Origin of the sequence: Aggregatibacter actinomycetemcomitans DSM 8324, from assembly GCF_000372365.1 — a bacterium.
GTDB lineage: Bacteria > Pseudomonadota > Gammaproteobacteria > Enterobacterales > Pasteurellaceae > Aggregatibacter > Aggregatibacter actinomycetemcomitans.
Genome location: NZ_AQUU01000002.1, coordinates 147,107 through 162,965, shown reverse-complemented (window position 1 = coordinate 162,965; position 15,859 = coordinate 147,107). Strand labels below are relative to the sequence as shown.

Genomic DNA, 15,859 nt, shown 5'->3' with positions numbered 1-15,859 from the left:
ACACTTGCAGCAGGTCATTTAAGGCATGTTTTTCCTTTAACTTTTCGATGACTTTTCTTTTTCTGCCGTCGTTTTTGATTGTCTAATTCCACTAACTTTTTTAGATAATCAATCTCCTCTTTTGCAAGGGCAGGTTCCCGTTTCAGTTTTTTAAAGGCTTGTGGTGAAAAGTCGCTTGTTTCAAGCCACTTCAATCTGCGTTTTTTTCATTTTGGGTTTCAGAATTTTGGAGGTTTTAGGTTTGTGTAAGGTGATTTTACGCCATCAAGCCTTCTTTCACGAAAGGCTTTAACCACAATAAATGACTTGAGAATGAGGAATCTGATGAAGTTCAGCCACCTCACGGATACCAAAATCCTGCTAGGTGACCTGTTTGATAATTTCTAAACGAAATTGATAAGAGTAAGACATAATCTGCACCTCAAATTAGGTGTCCAGGTTTTGGGGTGCAGATCACTTTTTCACTCTATTTCCCTCTCGTCCGCACCCACAAATCCGCATATTTTATAAACGTTGAATGCGCCGAGAGAATTGCCAGCAGTAACCCTGCTTTGCCGTCTAAAAATCCCAATCGGATAAAATACATTTTCACAAAACAGCCGATGGCGTGGCTGATGCCCTGCCATAAGGTGGTTTTTTTACCGGATTTTTCCCGTTGTTCCGCCCAGGCTTTGGCGTAGCCGGCGGATTTCACTAAATAATGATGAATATCCTGATAAGTGTAGTGCAACAGATCTCCGTTTAATTTTTGAATGTCGGCATTGGCGGGCAATTCCACTTTTTCGTGGACCAGTTGATCGCCGTAGCGTGCGAAATCCGTGCGATACAGGCGAATGACATAATCGGGATACCAGCCGGAATGGCGAATTTGGCTGCCGAACACTTCACTTAAGCGCGGGATTTTGTATGCCGTATTCGGCGCGTCCTGCGCGATGGCATTTTGAATGGATTGACGCAATTCCGGCGTGACCCGTTCGTCCGCGTCCAGCCACAATACATAATCGCCGGTGACATAGCGTTGGGCTAATTGCCGTTGTTTGCCGAAGCCCGGCCAGTCGGTGTTTTGATAAAATTTGGCGTGATATTGTTCGGCGATGCGTTGCGTGTCGTCCGTGCTGCCGGAATCTAAAATGACGATTTCATCCACCCAATCTTTCACCGTATCCAGGCACGATGCGAGGTGGTGCGCCTCGTTTTTGACAATCATTGCAACGCTGATGGTAGGCATATTTTTATCCTTTGTGAATCTGCTGCAAACGCTTATACTAAGCGCTTGTTTATCATTATGAAATGTTCGCAATTCTAACATAAGCCGGCGTATTTTCTATGTTACGTTTTTTTTATACCTGTTTAATGTATCTTGTGCAGCCTTTTTTGTGGCTTTCGGTGCTGTTTCGAGGCTTCAAAGCGCCTAATTACCGCAAACGTTTAGGCGAACGTTACGCGTTTTACGGCGAATTGTCCACACCGAAACCCAACGGCGTGCTTATTCATGCCGCGTCTGTGGGCGAGGTGATCGCCGCTGTGCCGTTAATTAAACGTATTCAGCAAGATTACCCGCATTTGGCGATCACCGTGACGACCATGACGCCCACCGGCTCCGATCGTGTCAAGGCGGTTTTCGGCGAGAGCGTCACCCACGTTTATTTGCCTTATGATTTACCTGATGCTGTCGCCCGTTTTATTCGCTTTGTGCAACCACGCGTGGTACTCGTCATTGAAACGGAACTGTGGTTTAACCTGATTCATCACTTATCGCAAAGAAAAATTCCGTTTATTATCGTGAATGCCCGCTTATCGGCGCGTTCTGCCAAGCGTTACGGCTGGTTTAAACATCAGCTAAAACCATTGTTGGATAACATCACCATGATTGCACCGCAAGATGACGTGAGTCTGGCGCGTTATGCCCAATTAGGCATTGCACCCGAACGTTTAACGCTGATGGGCAATATTAAATATGATTTAAATTTAACGGACGATTTGCTGAATAACATCACTGCGTTAAAAGTGCAATGGAATACCCGACGCCCTATTTGGATTGCCGCCAGTACTCATGAAGGTGAAGATGAAATCATCTTAAAAAGTCACCGCACTTTATTGGTGCATTATCCCGATTTATTGCTGATTCTGGTGCCGCGCCACCCCGAGCGTTTTAATTCGGTGGCGCAGCTCATTGAACAGCAGGGCTTTCATTATATTCGGCGTAGTAGCCATGCCGTGCCACAGGCGGAAACGCAAGTGTTGCTTGGCGATACCATGGGCGAGTTGATGTTGTTATATGGTATGGCGAACGTGGCATTGGTGGGCGGCAGTTTGGTGGCGCACGGCGGGCATAACCCGTTGGAACCCCTGGCATTTAAATTGCCGGTGATCAGCGGCAAACATGCCTTTAATTTCCCTGAAGTTTTCGGCAAATTAATTGAACGCCAAGGTGTCGTGATAACGGAAGATAGCCCGCAGGCAGTGGCGGAGGCGGTGGCGCAGTTTTTATCATCGCCGACATTGGGCGAATGCTACGGCAATGCCGGTTATGCGGTATTAAATGAGAATCGCGGCGCATTGCAACGCGTCATGGATTTGTTAAAACCTTATTTAGACGAGGCGAATTAGATGATCACGGTAATTTATCCCGGCACTTTTGACCCGTTAACCAACGGGCATTTGAACATTATCGAACGAAGTGCGGTGCTTTTTCCGCGCGTTTTAGTGGCGGTGGCGGAAAGCCCGAGCAAAAAGCCGTTATTCAGCTTGACGGAACGGGTGGAACTGGTGCGCCAAGCCGCTGCCCATTTGCCGAACGTGGAAGTCATCGGTTTCGATAATTTACTGGCGCACACCATCGCCCAATATGACGTTAAAGCCATTATTCGCGGCGTGCGCAGCACCACGGACTTTGAATACGAAGTTCAGTTAGCCCATCTTAACCGCCTGCTCACCCACGGCGTCGAAAGCCTGTTTTTCCCGCCGGTAGAACAATGGTCGTACGTCTCCTCCACTATGATCCGCGAAATTTATCTACACAACGGCGACATGAGCCAACTGGTTCCGCCTGCGGTATTGAAGGCGTTGCAGGCAAAGCGTGAGTTGCGTGGGGAGGGTACGTAAATTTTAATGAGATGAGTAGGGTGCGTGTAAACGCACCATTTGGCGCCTTTACCCCGAATACCCCTCCAACAAATCCTGCCAATTCTGCTCGGTAAAGTGAATGTGCATACGCGCCGCTTCTTTGTTGAATGAGCGATGTAGCCGTTGCAGGTTGGCTTCCTTCCAAAAATGCCCGGATTTTTCACCGCACTTATCGAAGTCAATAAGCCAGAATGGATTGCCGTTGTCTGTTTGTTGGCACAGAATATTGTGAGCGTTGAGATCCGTGTGGCAGATTTGTAAATCGTGCAAGCGGCGGATTAGCGCGCCGATTTGTCGCCATTGGGTTGATTCAAGGTTTTGTGTTTGTAAAAGTGCGGTCAGATCGCGGGCATTTTCGACTTTTTCGCTTAATAAATCCGCCTGATAACACATGCCTAAATTGCCTTTGCACACCCGCGCGCCGATAGGTCTGGGAACCGGTAAGCCTGCCTGATACAATTGATTTAACAAATTAAATTCGGCAACACTACGGGTGTTTTTCAGTTCGCTGAAAGGATAACGATCTTTGTTGATTTTGCCCCACAAGCCGCCGCGATAATAATGACGTAGCGCCGTGTTCACGCCGAATAAATCCGCCGTTTGCAGAAACCACGTGGTGCCACGACCTTTTGCCGAGCCGATAACGCGGTTTTGTTGCTGCCAGAAAGCCACCTCGAAAAATTGCACTTGGTTTGCCAAAGGTTGGTCGAAATTAAACAGAAAAAAATCGTTTTTGAGTTGAAATTCAAGCATTTTGAGTGATGAAAATGAGATAGCGAATAGGCGCATTCTACTTTAAAATACGCCAATTCCCAAATTTAACCGAAATCAGCGGAAACCCATGGCTCTTTTCACTCAAGCTCCAAAATCCCTTTGCATTCTGCGTTTATCCGCCATCGGCGATGTTTGCCATGCGTTGGCGGCGGTGCAACATATTCAACGCTATTGGAAAGACACGAAAATTACCTGGATTATCGGCAAAACCGAAGCACAATTGTTGCGCACTGTGCCGGGCATTGAGTTTATCGTGTATGACAAAAAGTGCGGTTGGCGTGGCGTGTGGAATTTATGGCGGCAGCTGAAACATCGCCGATTTGATGCGCTGCTCAATATGCAAACGGCGTTTCGCGCATCGATTTTGTCCCTCGGGATTCATGCCGACTATCGTATCGGTTTCGGTAAACAGCGGGCGCGTGAAGGGCAGTGGCTGTTTACGAATCGTCGAATTCAGGATCCGACCAACCCGCATGTGCTGGACGGTTTTATGGCATTTGCCGATGAGCTCGGTGTACCACCTGCGCCGGCGCAATGGGATTTGTCGGTGACGGAAGCGGATCTGGCGACAGTGCTGTGCTACCTTGATCCGAATCGCAAAAATTTGCTGATTTCCCCGTGTTCCAGCAAAAAAGAAAAAGATTGGCTGGCGGAACGTTATGCCGAAGTCGCAAATATTGCCCACCAACATGATGTGAACGTGATTTTATGCAGTTCGCCCGCACTACGCGAATTGGCGATGATTGAGGAAATCAAAGCGCTATGTGATTTTGAACCGACAGATGCGTCGGGCAAGTTAACCTTGACCAAACTTACCGCTTTAATTCGCGAAGTGGATTTGGTGATTTCGCCGGATTCCGGCCCTGCGCACATCGCTACCACACAAGACACGCCAATTATCGGTTTATACGCCTATCACAACCCGCTGCGTACCGGCCCTTACCGTAACCTCGCCAACGTGGTTTCCGTGTATGAACAAAATGTGCAACAAGAATATGGTAAGCCGTCCTCCCAACTGCCGTGGGCGACGAAGCTGAAAGGGAAGAATCTGATGGCGCAAATTGACGTGCAGGATGTGATCGCGCAGATGAAAGCGTTGAATTTACTGTAAAAGTGCGGTTAAAAAATCCGGTGGATCCTGACGACATTTTCCATAAAAAATCGGCACCGAAAAGGTGCCGACTGTATTTGATCTTAACTAAATCAATTAGTCTTTTTGTGTATTGTAAGCTTCTAATGCGCGTAATGAATAAGTGTAAGCGGCGCCTGCGTTTAACGCGATGGACATAGCAAGTGCGGCGGCGACCTCTTCTTCCGTTGCGCCGGCTTTGACCGCTTCGGCGGCGTGTACGCCGATACAGCTTTCACAGCGGGTGGTAACTGCCACGGCGAGGGCAATTAATTCACGGGTTTTAGCATCTAACACATTGCCTTCACCGGCAGCTGCGTCTAATGCACCGTAGGCTTGTAACATTTTCGGATAATTTTTACCTAATTCGCCGAATGATTTTTTCACATGGGCAACATCATTTTTCCAATCTGCAAACATAATTTTCTCCTTGAATATGTGTTTAAATTTCGAGACAAATTATAGGCAAATTCTTGTATCATACTTGCCAATTCGTCTTAACTTTTATATTTAAAATCTCATTATGGATTGCTTAGATAAACTTATTCAATTAGCGCAGGTGAGCGGTGAAGTGAATATTCGCTGTTTGTTTCAAGGCGAGTGGCAGGTGCGACATGATGCCGACGAAAACCAATATGTGGGCGCTTTTCACTTAATTGAACAAGGTGATTGCTGGCTGACCTTAGAAAATCAACAGATTCATTTACAAGCCGGCGAGCTCTTTTTTCTCCCGCAAAATCGACCGCACTTTATTGCCAGTAAGGCGCAGGACAATGTTATTCAAACCCGAATTACGCCGTCTGATGCACAGGAAGATCAGCAGGATTTATTTAAGGTTTACCATATCGGTCAGAATTCGCCGGATTTAAAGATGTTCTGTGGGATGCTGTACTACAACAAACCATCACTGTTAATTGATGCATTGCCGTCGTATTTGCATTTATCTTTGCGCGATACGCCGTTGTTGCCACTTATTCAGGTGTTACAACAGGAAGCGGATAAAACGCGTAGTGGCGCGAAATCCTTGATTGATTCGCTGGTCACTGTGTTATTTATTTATATTCTGCGTCATGGATTGCAAAACGAACAACTAAATCAAGGCGTACTCGCCGGTTTTCAGGATAAGCGTTTGAACCCGGTGTTGACACAATTGTTAAACGCACCGCAACAGGCGTGGAATATGGACACCTTGGCGGCACTGGCGGCAATGTCACGAGCGAATTTTATGCGCGTATTTCAACACACTATCGGCATGGCACCGGGCAAGTTTCTGACTCAACTGCGTTTGCAGCAGGCAGCATTATTATTAAATAAAACGCAGAAAAGCATATTGGCGATTGCGCTGGAGGTGGGCTATCAATCGGAGGCGCATTTCAGTAAGGCTTTTAAAATTGCTTACGGTATGACGCCAAGTCAATATCGAAAGCGAGAAGCCCTTTAGTATCTGTTAGGGGGAAATTACGTTATAATGCGTTGCAATCTGCAAGGCAACAAATTGGTTGTCTTTTGTGTTTAGGGAAAGAAAGAGATGTTTGAAAAAATTTTTAGTTGGTTTGAAAATCGACTGAATCCGTATCCCGACCAAGCACCGAAAACGCCGGAGAAAGGCTTATTCCACTTTATTTGGTCCGGTATCGACGGCATGAAACGATGGATTTTACTTTTGGCGATACTCACCATCGGCGGCGGCATTATGGAAGCGTTGCTATTCCAATTTATGGGCTTGCTGGTTGATTGGCTAACGGCTTACACGCCGGCAACTTTATGGCAGGAAAAAGGAGATTTGCTCATGGGAATGGCGGGCTTGCTGATCCTCAGCATTCTCTTGCTGTTTTTAGCCACTGCCGTGCGCCTGCAAACCCTACAGGGAGTATTTCCGATGCGCTTGCGTTGGAATTTCCACCGCTTAATGTTGGGACAGAGTCTGAGTTTCTATCAGGATGAATTTGCCGGACGGGTGTCCGCCAAAGTGATGCAAACTGCCCTTGCCGTACGCGATACTGTGCTGACCATCGCTGATGTTTTAGTGTATGTAGTAGTGTATTTCGTCACATCAGGTCTGGTTCTTGCTTCATTAGATAGTTGGTTCCTCCTGCCTTTTATCGTCTGGATTGTGTTGTTCGTCACGATTTTGCGTTTATTGATCCCGCGCCTTGCCAAAACAGCAGAACGGCAGGCAGATGCGCGCTCGCTTATGACCGGACGCATCACCGACGCGTATTCCAACATTGCCACGGTGAAACTGTTCTCCCATGGTTCCCGTGAAGCAGGTTATGCCAAGCGTTCTATGGAAGAATTTATGGTAACGGTACACGACCAGATGCGTTTGGCGACCTCGCTGGATACCTTGACCTATATTACCAATGTGATGCTTATTTTAAGTACCGCCGTCATCGGCGTATTGTTATGGCAACAAGGGCTGGTGGGTGTCGGTGCCATTGCCACCGCTACCGCCATGGCGTTGCGCGTACATGGATTATCACGCTGGATTATGTGGGAGTCTGCACGCCTGTTTGAAAATATCGGTACGGTGAATGACGGCATGAATACGTTAACCAAACAGCAAACCATTTTGGATAAGCCGAATTGTCCGCCGTTAAAGGTTACCTATGGTGAAATTAAATTCGACGACGTGAGCTTTGCCTATGATCCGGTTAAACCGTTGTTGACGCACTTTAATTTAACCATTAAACCGGGCGAAAAAGTGGGCTTAATCGGACGTTCCGGCGCCGGTAAATCCACTATTGTGAATTTGCTTTTGCGCTTCTACGAAGCCCAGCAGGGCGCCATTACTATTGACGGGCAAAATATCATCGACGTGCAACAGGAAAGTTTGCGCAGTCAAATTGGCTTGGTGACGCAGGATACGTCATTGTTGCATCGTTCCGTGCGCGATAACATTGTGTACGGCAGACCAACCGCCACCGAGCAGGAAATGTTGGATGCGGCGGAACGTGCCGAAGCGGCGGATTTCATTCCGTATCTGAGCGACGCACAAGGCCGTCATGGCTACGACGCCCACGTGGGCGAGCGCGGGGTGAAATTGTCCGGCGGACAACGGCAAAGAATTGCCATCGCCCGCGTGATGCTCAAAGATGCGCCAATTCTGTTATTGGACGAAGCCACCAGCGCACTGGATTCCGAAGTGGAAGCGGCAATTCAGGAAAGCCTGGATAAAATGATGGAAAATAAAACCGTGATTGCCATCGCTCACCGTTTGTCCACCATCGCCGCCATGGATCGTCTGATTGTGCTGGATCACGGACAAATCGTGGAACAAGGCACCCACGCCGAATTGCTGGCACAAAACGGCTTATACGCTAAATTATGGCAACACCAAAGCGGCGGTTTCCTGAGTGAACACGTGGATTAAAAAACGTTTTTTAAAATGACCGCACTTTTATCGGATTTAACTAATTTTCCTCGTGCTCCTTTTCTTCCGCTTTGGTCACGGCGCCGTTGATGGTTAAGCAAATTTCGGTGGAAATGAGATGAGTGAGAATGTCCGCCAATTCCTGTAATTTTTCCGTGTTGGCTGTGCCGCTTTCGTTGAAATAACCCTGTTCTTTCAAGCTGTTGGTAAACGCAGAGAAAACGGCTTTATCAAAAAATTCCGGTGCATTAATGCCGTGTAGGACGGAAAGGCGTTGTGCCACAGATTGACTTTCTTTTTCCAGATTCGCACGGGAAATCAATGGGTTATTTTGCAGTAAATTCACGGTGATGTAATAGCGCTGTAGGATTTCACGCACACCTGCCGACCAAAGTTGCAACATCCGAATGTTCGGTTTATTAATCGCCAACATATTTTCACTGCACTTGATGATATTTTGACGTTGTAATTCGGCAATAATGTGCTCTACCCGTTCCGCCAGCTGTTCTTGGGTAAAATGCAGGAACAGCTCGCTACGCAGGAATGGATAAATTTTCAGCATTGCTATCAACACCAAATTTTTCTGAATGGCTTCATAATGCAACACGATATTAGCCACGAGCGACGGCAGTACAAATAAATGCTGAATATTGTTGCGGTAATAGGTCATCAACACCGCAGAAGAACGCTCTAAACGAACGATTTCGCCGAAATTGTCTTTTTCTGGCAAAATGCCCACGCGATCCAAGCTCAACACATGGTCGAGCATAATTTCCGCTTTTTCCGTCGGCACCACCACATCATTGGAATAAGGCACGTTTTGCAGGAATTGTTGATAACTGGAAAGTTGCTCCAACAGTTGCTCGCGGGATAAAGCACGTTGGCGGGAGGACAATAACGCCGTGCCGGTTAAGTTCATGGCGTTCACGGCGGCGGCTTTGTTAATATTCACCATCACCTGATTGGAAACGGCATCCACCGCTTTGTTAAACCATTGCGGACGGTCTTCCAAAGGCTCTTTCCATTCCGGGAAATGCTGATTTAAATAGTTGCTCAAAGTAATCGGCTCGCCGAAGTTCACATAGCCTTTGCCTAAGTTGCGCAATTTTTTAATCACGCGCAGTACCAAGCCGGCATTCTCTTTTTCTTTTGCCGCACCACGCAATTCTTTCGCGTAAGTATCTACTTCCAACACGTGTTCATAACCCACATACACCGGCACAACGGTAATCGAACGGCTTTGTTGCTGTTGTAACGCCTGTAAGGTCATGGACATCATGCCGGTTTTCGGTGCAAGCAATCTACCGGTACGGGAACGTCCGCCCTCAATAAAATATTCCACGGAATAACCACGATGGAACAATTCCGCCAGATATTCGCGGAAAATGGTGGAATACAGACGATTGCCTTTAAACGTGCGACGGATAAAAAACGCCCCGCCACGGCGGAACATACCGCCCACCGGCCAGAAATTCAGGTTAATCCCTGCGGCGATATGAGGCGGCACTAAGCCTTGATGGTACAAAACATAGGAAAGCAATAAATAGTCGATATGGCTGCGATGGCAAGGCACATAGACGATTTCATGTCCTTCCAACGCCAGTTTACGCACACGATCGGCATTTTCCACTTCGATGCCCTGATACAATTTATTCCACAACCAACGTAGGAAACGATCTGCCACGCGCAAACCTTCGTAACTGACGTTTGCGGCAATTTCATCAAGAATTTTTTCCGCTTCTTTGCGCGCTTTCTCCACGCTGATACTTTTGCTTTTCGCCTCGTCTTCAATAGCGGCTAGAATCACCGGCTGTTGTAATAATTTATTAAACATTGCCTGACGATTCGGCAGGCGCGGGCCCGTGGCGGAGATACGCTGTTTGGCAAAGTGCATTTTTGCTACGCGGGCTAATTTTTGTGCGATTTTCTGGTCAAAACCATGTTCACGCGCCATATAACGCAACGATACCGCCTGTGAAAAACGCACGAAGGTGTCCCGCCCGAACCATAAGGCGGCAATGGTTTTTTGCAGCCCGTTTAACAAACGTAAATTCGGCAGGCCCGATTTATCTTCACGCCCCGGTGCACGCCCCCACAACACGGAAACAGGGATCAGTTGCACATCTAACTGAGGAGAAGTGCGGTGCAATTCCAGGTATTTATTGAAAATCGCTGTAGTTTCTTTTTTCGCGCCTTTGGATTTAAAAAAGCGCCGACCCTCATCCAGAAACACAAAGCGCGGTAAGAAATTGCCGTTGATTTCATTTTGCTCTAACGGATCCGGCAGTCCTATACTTAAACAATTTTTTCGGAAAATCAAAAAGTCGGTTTCAGAGGTGTAAGGCAAGACATAAACGATAGGTTGGGAGGTATTCAGTTCCAATTCTTCAATGGGATTATGGGGAATCGGATTGTTCTTTACTAAGATCGATAACGGCAACTCAAGCAATTTTCGATAAGCATTCAGAAAAGCAGCCATAATAAATTTCCTTTTATATCGTTATTTCGCTGACTACGGGTAAATTTTGCGCTATTTTAGCATAAAAATCCAGCCCAATTAGTGATAAGCCGCACAATTCTGAGAGAAAGGAAAGTTCGTGTTATATTTTAACAAAAGAAAAGTTGCACCCTATTGGTTTCTGTATATAATACCAGTTATTTATGTATAAAATAACAGGTTAATTTTATGAAACCACTTACAGCACGACAACAAGAAGTCTATGATTTTCTTAAACACCATCTTGAAACCACCGGTATGCCGCCAACCCGTGCGGAAATTTCCAAAGAGCTGGGATTCCGCTCTCCTAATGCGGCAGAAGAACACCTAAAAGCCCTGGCAAAAAAAGGTGTCATTGAAATCGTTTCCGGCACCTCGCGCGGCATTCGTTTATTGCTGGAAGATCATTCACAAGAAGAAGCCGGTTTGCCATTAATCGGACGCGTTGCAGCGGGTGAACCGATTTTAGCCGAACAGCATATTGAGGGCACTTATCATGTGGATCCCAATATGTTTAAACCGCAAGCAGATTTTCTGCTGAAAGTGTATGGTCAATCCATGAAAGATGTCGGCATTCTGGACGGTGACTTGTTGGCGGTGCACAGCACCAAAGACGTGCGTAACGGGCAAATTGTGGTAGCGCGCATTGAAGATGAAGTGACGGTAAAACGTTTGGAACGTAAAGGTTCCGTGGTTTATTTGCACGCAGAAAACGAAGAATTTTCCCCGATTGTCGTGGATCTCACCCAACCGACGCATTTTGAAATTGAGGGCATTGCCGTGGGGATTATTCGCAATAACGCGTGGATGTAAAAACATCGGAAAAATCCACCGCACTTTTATTGCAAACGCCCTGATTCAGTGTATAATTTGCGCCCTCAGTCACATCCGAATTAGTTCCTTGCTTCCACAAGATTGGTGACTGGTCTTACGTTGGAGGCTGATTAACCCGTAAGGAGCAGTAATGCGTCACTACGAAATCGTGTTTATGGTTCATCCGGACCAAAGCGAGCAAGTACCGGGCATGATTGAACGTTACACCGGTTCTGTAAAAGAAGCCGGCGGTCAAGTTCATCGCCTAGAAGATTGGGGTCGCCGTCAATTAGCATACCCAATTAACAAATTACATAAAGCACACTATGTGCTTATGAATGTAGAAGCGCCTCAACAAGTAATCGACGAGCTAGAAAAGACTTTCCGTTATAACGATGCTGTGTTGCGCAGCCTTGTTATTCACACTAAGCACGCCGTAACCGAAGCGTCCCCAATGGTTAAAGCAAAAGACGATCGTAAAGCTTTAACTGAAGTTGAATCCAACGATTTTGAGGATGCTGAAGAGTAATTTAAACATTGATAACCGTTTATCCATTATCGGTATCGTTGCCGGTAATCTTAAACGGCGCAGAAGCCCGAGCGGAATCGAGCATTGCCAATTTTTATTGGAACATCGTTCAAACCGGGTAGAAGCGAATTTAACGCGGCAAGCCTGGTGTAAAATTCCGATTCAGGTGAGCGGCAATCAATTAGTAGAAAGAACTCAAGGCATTACGGTCGGCAGTAAAGTATTAATTCAAGGTTTTTTAACCACCCATCAGTTAAATAATGGGTCAGTACAATTAGTTTTACACGCCGAGCAAATCGAATTTATAGATTAGGAGACCAGCCAAATGGCACGTTATTTCCGTCGTCGTAAGTTCTGCCGTTTTACAGCGGAAAATGTTGTTGAAATCGATTACAAAGATATCGCTACATTAAAGAACTACATTTCAGAAAGCGGCAAAATTGTACCAAGCCGCATTACCGGTACTCGTGCGAAGTACCAACGCCAATTAGCCCGCGCAATCAAACGCGCACGTTATTTAGCGTTATTACCTTACTCTGACACGCATCATCACTAAGAAGGGGAAGGTCAAATGCAAGTAATTCTTTTAGATAAAATTGCACACTTAGGTAAAGTGGGCGATCAAGTAAATGTTAAATCCGGCTATGCCCGTAACTACTTAATCCCACAAGGAAAAGCGGTTATGGCAACCAAGGCTAACATTGAACACTTCGAAGCACGTCGTGCCGAATTAGAAGAAAAAGCAGCCAAAGTATTAGCCGCCGCTGTTGACCGCGCAGAACGTTTAGAAGCCTTAGGTTCCGTAACCATCGCCTCTAAAGCCGGTGATGAAGGTCGTTTATTCGGTTCTATCGGTACCCGAGACATCGCTGATGCAATCACTGCAAAAGGCGTTGAAGTGGCGAAAAGTGAAGTTCGTTTACCAAACGGTTTAATCCGTACTTTAGGCGAACATGAAGTAACTTTCCAATTCCATGGCGAAGTTCTCTCTCACTTAAACGTGATTATCGTTGCCGAATAATTCCATTCTCGACGAAAAGCCCGGTCATCGCACCGGGTTTTTTATTTGCCGAGGAAAGTGCGGTCGTTTTATAGTGCGTTTTTAATCCTCATCTCACCACCGATATTTCTTTCTATTTTTTTACTAAATTACGATCCGGATCACAAATTCCACCTTTATTTCTTCAGTTTCTTTTTTCTCTGCCTATAATTGCCCCTTTAAAAAAGAGCAAGGAAAAATATGAACAAACATTTAGCACTTTTACTGCGCCTATTACAAATTCCCAAACTGGGTCCTACCACAATTCATAAAATCCTTGCGCAAATCAATTTATTCGAATTGCAATATTACGACGCGGCTGCATTTACGCAAATGGGCTGGAACGCACAGCAAATTCAAGCATGGTTTCATCCGGAACAGCGCTACATTGAACCGGCACTCTTGTGGGGAGAAAAAGAAGGGAATCATATTCTTGATTATTTTCACCCTGATTATCCCGAATTATTAAAACAAATCGAAAGCGCACCGCCGGTATTATTCGTCAAAGGTACGACAAGTGTGCTATCACAGCAACAAATCGCTATTGTCGGCAGCCGTCAATGTTCAAGTTACGGTGAATATTGGGCGAAATATTTTGCCACGGAATTAACCACCAACGGCTTCATCATTACCAGCGGGTTGGCGTTAGGCATTGATGGTTTCTGTCATCAGGCTGCGGTCGATTTAAAACAACCGACCATCGCCGTTTTAGGCAGCGGATTGGAAGAAGTGTATCCCGCCAAACATAGCAAATTAGCGCAGAATATTATTGAACATGGCGGTGCGTTGGTTTCTGAATTTTTTCCGTTACAACCACCGATTGCCGAAAATTTTCCTCGCCGCAATCGCATTATCAGTGGGTTATCATTAGCAACCTTAATTATTGAAGCCACCGAACGTAGCGGATCATTAATTACAGCACGCTATGCATTAGAACAAAACAGAGAAATTTTTGCACTACCAGGCAATATTCAAAGTCAGTTCAGCCAAGGTTGCCATAAGCTTATTAAACAGGGCGCAATGCTGGTCGAAAACGTGGAAGATATTTTAGAAAATCTTGAGCCACAAATGACATGGAAAAAACGCCCGCAAAATCGACCGCACTTTCCCGCTATAACGAAAACGACGTCCGCCTCATTACCACCCCCGGTCACACCGTCTCATCCTGAGTTATATAATTTGATCGGTTATAATCCGATAAGCGCGGATAACTTATCAACCACCCTTAATTTGTCTATTGATCAAATTCTCATTCAACTGTTGGAGCTGGAATTACAGGATTTGATTATCAGTGAGAACGGGTTATATCGGCGGGTTTGACAAAAAAAGAACGGATCATAACGCTCCGTTCTGCATATAACTATCCTGAAAACAATCTATTTTTGTTTTTTCAAAAATTGCACGCCGGTATCCGGAAAGTCGGTAAACACGCCGGTGGCGCCGGATTTATTCAACAACGCATCATACATTTGGTTCACATCGGTGAAGAAGTCTGGCAAGGCATCTTTACGCACGGTGTATGGGTGTAATTCAACCTTGTACTGCGCTAATTCTTTGACTAAAGGCGTATATTCGATTTTGCCCGGTTTGGATTTTTCTTTGTCGATCAACATATACCAACCCGGCCCCACACCATCGGCATATTTCACCACTTCCGCCATGGCGCCCGGTTTGAACATCCAATCGTAATCGTAGTTCACCCATTTGCCTTTGGCATCTTTTTCTTCGGTTTCATGCCAATCGGTGTATGCCACTAATTGAACCAATTTCAAATCCATGCCCATTTTTGGCAACAATTCGGTTTTAATGCGTTTTAACTCATTAAAGTCGAAAGTTTGCAAGTAAACCCTGTCGGTTTTCTTGTCATAACCGTATTTTTTCAACACTTTGAGCGTTTCAACAGCAATGTCTTTACCGTTTTTGTGGTGGAACCAAGGTGCTTTGATTTCAGGATAAATCCCCACTTTCTTACCGGTCGATTTTTCTAAACCTTGGATAAATTCAAGTTCATCTTCAAAGGTATGAATTTTGAAATGAGATTTCCAAAGCGGGAAACGTCCCGGATAAACGGCAACTTGTTTGCCATCTTTGGTTTCAAAATTTTCCGTCATATTCAAACTTTGAATTTCTTTCAGCGTGAAATCGATCACATAGTAACGACCATCTTTACGGTGACGATTCGGGAATTTTCTCGCCACATCGGTTAATCCGTCTAAGAAGTGATCATGAATCACTACTAAACGACCATCCTTCGTCATTGCCAAATCCTGCTCTAAATAATCCGCGTGTTGCGCGAAGGCAAGAGCTTTTGCTTCCAGTGTATGCTCCGGCAAATAGCCGCTGGCACCACGGTGAGCAATAATAATTTTATCCATATCATAACCTTTGTGATAATTTGCGCTACAACCGGCTAAAACGGTTGCTGCAATTAAGCTAAGGGTTAACGTTTTAAGTTTCATAAGCATTTCTCCTTGAAAGTGCGGTTGATTTTGGGCTTGTTTTTTATATCCCTCCCTCCGTTTACGGAGGGAAGTGTCGAAGGGGATGTGGTCCCCTTCCGGCGCTTCGCACCACCTTCC

General features: G+C 45.8%; 16 protein-coding genes and 1 pseudogene. 11 read left to right on the top strand and 6 right to left on the bottom strand.

Annotation, left to right across the window (positions count from 1 at the left end):
* Positions 1-14 precede the first annotated feature (14 nt).
* Together A3CS_RS1000000112170 and A3CS_RS0101965 are read right to left on the bottom strand one after the other, a co-directional pair.
* Positions 15-411 (bottom strand): annotated as a pseudogene (locus A3CS_RS1000000112170) (transposase).
* A gap of 55 nt (positions 412-466) precedes the next feature.
* On the bottom strand, positions 467-1,228 hold the full coding sequence (locus tag A3CS_RS0101965) for a glycosyltransferase family 2 protein (RefSeq protein ID WP_005544857.1): 762 nt from the start codon (positions 1,226-1,228) through the stop codon (positions 467-469).
* Positions 1,229-1,326: 98 nt separating this feature from the next.
* On the opposite strand from A3CS_RS0101965, the gene waaA reads away from it, so the two are divergent.
* Together waaA and coaD are read left to right on the top strand one after the other, a co-directional pair.
* Positions 1,327-2,610, top strand: coding sequence for a lipid IV(A) 3-deoxy-D-manno-octulosonic acid transferase (waaA, locus tag A3CS_RS0101960; RefSeq protein ID WP_019518185.1), 1,284 nt, complete (start codon positions 1,327-1,329; stop codon positions 2,608-2,610).
* Entirely contained in the window at positions 2,611-3,105 is a 495-nt protein-coding gene (gene coaD, locus A3CS_RS0101955) for a pantetheine-phosphate adenylyltransferase (RefSeq protein ID WP_005544861.1), read from the top strand.
* Positions 3,106-3,153: 48 nt separating this feature from the next.
* Here coaD and A3CS_RS0101950 read toward each other — a convergent pair whose 3' ends face one another.
* Positions 3,154-3,879 carry a 3-deoxy-D-manno-octulosonic acid kinase gene (locus tag A3CS_RS0101950; RefSeq protein WP_005544863.1) on the bottom strand — a complete coding sequence of 242 codons (726 nt, stop codon included), beginning with the start codon at positions 3,877-3,879 and terminating at the stop codon, positions 3,154-3,156.
* Positions 3,880-3,967: 88 nt separating this feature from the next.
* Between A3CS_RS0101950 and A3CS_RS0101945 the strand changes: the two genes are divergently transcribed.
* Positions 3,968-5,011, top strand: coding sequence for a glycosyltransferase family 9 protein (locus tag A3CS_RS0101945; RefSeq protein ID WP_005544864.1), 1,044 nt, complete (start codon positions 3,968-3,970; stop codon positions 5,009-5,011).
* Between the two features lie 96 nt (positions 5,012-5,107).
* Here A3CS_RS0101945 and A3CS_RS0101940 read toward each other — a convergent pair whose 3' ends face one another.
* Complete coding sequence (locus A3CS_RS0101940) at positions 5,108-5,449, bottom strand: carboxymuconolactone decarboxylase family protein (RefSeq protein ID WP_005544867.1); 342 nt, start codon at positions 5,447-5,449, stop codon at positions 5,108-5,110.
* 103 nt (positions 5,450-5,552) lie between these two features.
* Here A3CS_RS0101940 and A3CS_RS0101935 point away from each other — a divergent pair, with 103 nt between their 5' ends.
* Positions 5,553-6,470, top strand: a complete 918-nt coding sequence (locus tag A3CS_RS0101935; RefSeq protein WP_005541277.1) for a cupin domain-containing protein — start codon at positions 5,553-5,555, stop codon at positions 6,468-6,470.
* Between the two features lie 87 nt (positions 6,471-6,557).
* Positions 6,558-8,402, top strand: a complete 1,845-nt coding sequence (locus A3CS_RS0101930; RefSeq protein ID WP_005544869.1) for an ABC transporter ATP-binding protein — start codon at positions 6,558-6,560, stop codon at positions 8,400-8,402.
* Between the two features lie 40 nt (positions 8,403-8,442).
* Here the strand turns inward: A3CS_RS0101930 and plsB are convergent, their stop codons facing one another.
* A complete protein-coding gene (gene plsB, locus A3CS_RS0101925; protein WP_005544871.1) occupies positions 8,443-10,881 on the bottom strand; it encodes a glycerol-3-phosphate 1-O-acyltransferase PlsB in 2,439 nt (812 codons plus the stop codon).
* A gap of 207 nt (positions 10,882-11,088) precedes the next feature.
* On the opposite strand from plsB, the gene lexA reads away from it, so the two are divergent.
* The 6 genes from lexA (at position 11,089) to dprA (ending at position 14,600) form a co-directional block, all read left to right on the top strand.
* Positions 11,089-11,712: a transcriptional repressor LexA gene (gene lexA, locus A3CS_RS0101920; protein ID WP_005544873.1), complete on the top strand. Its 624-nt coding sequence runs from the start codon at positions 11,089-11,091 to the stop codon at positions 11,710-11,712.
* Between the two features lie 151 nt (positions 11,713-11,863).
* Positions 11,864-12,241, top strand: a complete 378-nt coding sequence (rpsF, locus tag A3CS_RS0101915; RefSeq protein WP_005541284.1) for a 30S ribosomal protein S6 — start codon at positions 11,864-11,866, stop codon at positions 12,239-12,241.
* On the top strand, positions 12,228-12,554 hold the full coding sequence (priB, locus tag A3CS_RS0101910) for a primosomal replication protein N (protein WP_005544874.1): 327 nt from the start codon (positions 12,228-12,230) through the stop codon (positions 12,552-12,554). Before rpsF ends, priB begins: the two co-directional genes overlap by 14 nt.
* A 12-nt stretch (positions 12,555-12,566) precedes the next feature.
* On the top strand, positions 12,567-12,797 hold the full coding sequence (rpsR, locus tag A3CS_RS0101905) for a 30S ribosomal protein S18 (RefSeq protein WP_005541294.1): 231 nt from the start codon (positions 12,567-12,569) through the stop codon (positions 12,795-12,797).
* A 15-nt stretch (positions 12,798-12,812) separates the two neighbouring features.
* A complete protein-coding gene (gene rplI, locus A3CS_RS0101900; RefSeq protein WP_005544876.1) occupies positions 12,813-13,262 on the top strand; it encodes a 50S ribosomal protein L9 in 450 nt (149 codons plus the stop codon).
* Between the two features lie 219 nt (positions 13,263-13,481).
* Positions 13,482-14,600 carry a DNA-processing protein DprA gene (gene dprA, locus A3CS_RS0101895; protein WP_019518184.1) on the top strand — a complete coding sequence of 373 codons (1,119 nt, stop codon included), beginning with the start codon at positions 13,482-13,484 and terminating at the stop codon, positions 14,598-14,600.
* A gap of 56 nt (positions 14,601-14,656) precedes the next feature.
* On the opposite strand, the gene glpQ is transcribed toward dprA, so the two are convergent.
* The gene (gene glpQ / locus A3CS_RS0101890) at positions 14,657-15,739 is read right to left on the bottom strand and encodes a glycerophosphodiester phosphodiesterase (protein WP_005544880.1); all 1,083 of its coding nucleotides are present in this window, start codon (positions 15,737-15,739) and stop codon (positions 14,657-14,659) included.
* Between the last annotated feature and the right edge of the window lie 120 nt (positions 15,740-15,859).

Coding starts and splice junctions, on each gene's coding strand:
- A3CS_RS0101965 (WP_005544857.1), bottom strand. CDS start 1,228: ATGCCTACCATCAGCGTTGCAATGATTGTCAAAAACGAGGCGCACCAC.
- waaA (WP_019518185.1), top strand. CDS start 1,327: ATGTTACGTTTTTTTTATACCTGTTTAATGTATCTTGTGCAGCCTTTT.
- coaD (WP_005544861.1), top strand. CDS start 2,611: ATGATCACGGTAATTTATCCCGGCACTTTTGACCCGTTAACCAACGGG.
- A3CS_RS0101950 (WP_005544863.1), bottom strand. CDS start 3,879: ATGCTTGAATTTCAACTCAAAAACGATTTTTTTCTGTTTAATTTCGAC.
- A3CS_RS0101945 (WP_005544864.1), top strand. CDS start 3,968: ATGGCTCTTTTCACTCAAGCTCCAAAATCCCTTTGCATTCTGCGTTTA.
- A3CS_RS0101940 (WP_005544867.1), bottom strand. CDS start 5,449: ATGTTTGCAGATTGGAAAAATGATGTTGCCCATGTGAAAAAATCATTC.
- A3CS_RS0101935 (WP_005541277.1), top strand. CDS start 5,553: ATGGATTGCTTAGATAAACTTATTCAATTAGCGCAGGTGAGCGGTGAA.
- A3CS_RS0101930 (WP_005544869.1), top strand. CDS start 6,558: ATGTTTGAAAAAATTTTTAGTTGGTTTGAAAATCGACTGAATCCGTAT.
- plsB (WP_005544871.1), bottom strand. CDS start 10,881: ATGGCTGCTTTTCTGAATGCTTATCGAAAATTGCTTGAGTTGCCGTTA.
- lexA (WP_005544873.1), top strand. CDS start 11,089: ATGAAACCACTTACAGCACGACAACAAGAAGTCTATGATTTTCTTAAA.
- rpsF (WP_005541284.1), top strand. CDS start 11,864: ATGCGTCACTACGAAATCGTGTTTATGGTTCATCCGGACCAAAGCGAG.
- priB (WP_005544874.1), top strand. CDS start 12,228: ATGCTGAAGAGTAATTTAAACATTGATAACCGTTTATCCATTATCGGT.
- rpsR (WP_005541294.1), top strand. CDS start 12,567: ATGGCACGTTATTTCCGTCGTCGTAAGTTCTGCCGTTTTACAGCGGAA.
- rplI (WP_005544876.1), top strand. CDS start 12,813: ATGCAAGTAATTCTTTTAGATAAAATTGCACACTTAGGTAAAGTGGGC.
- dprA (WP_019518184.1), top strand. CDS start 13,482: ATGAACAAACATTTAGCACTTTTACTGCGCCTATTACAAATTCCCAAA.
- glpQ (WP_005544880.1), bottom strand. CDS start 15,739: ATGAAACTTAAAACGTTAACCCTTAGCTTAATTGCAGCAACCGTTTTA.